Source organism: Dietzia sp. HMSC21D01 (assembly GCF_001815995.1).
GTDB classification, from domain to species: domain Bacteria; phylum Actinomycetota; class Actinomycetes; order Mycobacteriales; family Mycobacteriaceae; genus Dietzia; species Dietzia cinnamea.
In genome coordinates this window covers 1-1858 of record NZ_KV823648.1, presented here as the reverse complement: position 1 = coordinate 1858, position 1858 = coordinate 1, and the positions used below count along the sequence as shown (strand labels likewise).

Annotated in this window: 3 protein-coding genes; 2 read left to right on the top strand and 1 reads right to left on the bottom strand. The window is 73.6% G+C overall.

The window, feature by feature from the left end; genetic code table 11:
- Positions 1 to 668, bottom strand: a 668-nt coding sequence (locus HMPREF3086_RS01265; protein ID WP_210401814.1) for a patatin-like phospholipase family protein, incomplete at its 3' end; no start/stop codon positions are given.
- Positions 669 to 857: 189 nt separating this feature from the next.
- Between HMPREF3086_RS01265 and HMPREF3086_RS01260 the strand changes: the two genes are divergently transcribed.
- Both HMPREF3086_RS01260 and HMPREF3086_RS01255 read left to right on the top strand, forming a co-directional pair.
- Positions 858 to 1340 carry a DUF4262 domain-containing protein gene (locus HMPREF3086_RS01260; protein ID WP_061228559.1) on the top strand — a complete coding sequence of 161 codons (483 nt, stop codon included), beginning with the start codon at positions 858 to 860 and terminating at the stop codon, positions 1338 to 1340.
- 38 nt (positions 1341 to 1378) lie between these two features.
- Positions 1379 to 1858 (top strand): type I 3-dehydroquinate dehydratase (locus HMPREF3086_RS01255; RefSeq protein ID WP_141763944.1); only part of this gene is annotated, 480 nt, incomplete at its 3' end.

Sequence of the window (1858 nt, the reverse complement as noted above, 5' to 3'; positions counted from 1 at the left end):
CCGGCCAGCCGTCCCGCCGGCCTCGCCCCGCCGCCGGGGCCCCTGCGGGCGATCCGCGGCTCCGCGTCGGGCGTCGCCTCATCGGGGTCCGAGCTCTCCTCGAACGTCGACCCCCGGATCCCGGTCCGGCGGCCCGTCAGTGACACGGCCAGCAACAGGTCGCTGCTCACCGGCGCGAGCGGTTCCAGCGGGACCGGGTTGGTGACGCCGCCGTCGATGATGAGCCGCCCGCCCACGAGCGCCGGGGTGATCACGCTGGGGATGGCGAACGACGCCCGGACGGCGACGTCGGCTGGCCCGCGGGTGAACCACACCTCGCGCCGGGCCCGAAGGTCGGTGGCGACGGCGGTGAACGGGATGGCCAGGTCCTCGATGCGGACGTCGCCGAGCATCGCGCCGATCACGCCCATGATCTTGTTGGCCCGGATGGCCCCGCCGCCGGCGAAGGACACGTCGAGCAGCCGCAGGACGTCACGCTGCGTCAGCCCGCACACCCAGTCCTCGAAGTCGTCGAGCTTCCCGGCCGCGTAGAGCGCGCCCACGATCGCGCCCATCGACGCGCCGGAGACGCCGACGACCTCGTGCCCACGTGCCTCGAGCTCGCGGATCACCCCGATGTGCGTGTACCCGCGTGCCCCGCCGGATCCCAGTGCCAACGCCACTCTCATCGATGCCCCCTCCTGCCCGGTCTTCGCGCGATCCCCGCGCGGTCGTGACCAGTGTGCACCGGGCGCGTGCCGGCCACGGGCCTCATCGTCACCCGTTCGTGTCGTAGGCGCGATCTACCGTCTGCACCGTATCGAGCACCTGTTCGATATCGGACCCACAGTCCGGACGACTCACCATCAGGAGAAGCCATGTCCCGCACCGCCATCCCGCTCACCTCCCGCTCCGGCCTCGCCGCGACGATCGATCCGACCATGCTCGGGATCGCCTCGGCCATCGACCGTCACGGGATGCACGTCATCCACATCGGCGAGGGGTGTGACTGCGGGGAGTGCACGGCCGCACCACTACCACCGGACCAGAGGTTCGGCTACACGATCGGGTTGACAGGCGTCGGGCACCCGGAACTGATGGTCCGCGGGCTGAGCGCCCGGGAGACCGCCGGACTGCTCTCCCGGTGGGGTGACACCGTCCTGTCCGGGGAGGTCTTCGACGCCGGGCACCTGCTGTGCGAGGGCTCCGGCGGGCCGACCTGGGAACTCGTGCCGGTGCGGCGCCCGTCGCGCACGCTGGTGCTGGCCGCGCGCTACTACCGCACCGCCGGGACCGGCGGCCTCTCCGCGCTCGAGCTGATCCCCGCGCGTCGGCCCTGCCCGTGCGAGGTGTGCGACTGACAGCCGAGGCTACCCGCGGGTCGTCGTAGGGTCTAGGGATGCCCCGCACTCCGCTGCACCTGGACGCGAACTCGCCGTCGATCATCGTGCCGGTCACCGCGCGCGACCGCTCCGAGCTCGGCCGACAGGCCGAGGCACTCGCGCGCGCCCGCGCCGGGGCCGTCGGAGTCGGAGCCGGAGTCGGCGTTGACGCCGGAGCCGGCGAGGACGGCGTGGCGGACATCCGGGCGTACGAGGCGGAGGACGACCAAGACCCCGCGGGCGCCGCCCGGCCGTTCGACCTGATCGAGTGGCGGGTGGACCTCTACGAGCCGTTCACCGCCACCGTCGGGGCGGACGCCGCGGGAGGTCGCGACGCCGCCGGGAGCGGGTTCGATCCCGTCCCGGTGGTGGCCGCCCTCGGCGCCCTGGCCGCCGCGCTGCCGGACACCCCGATCCTCGCGACGTTCCGCACCACCGCCGAGGGCGGCGGCGCGCCCCTGTCCGACGAGCTCTACGTGCGGCTCGTCGACACGCTC

What these genes read in the sequence shown, in the direction of transcription:
- HMPREF3086_RS01260 (WP_061228559.1), top strand. Translation starts at nt 858, where the DNA reads ATGTCCCGCACCGCCATCCCGCTCACCTCCCGCTCCGGCCTCGCCGCG.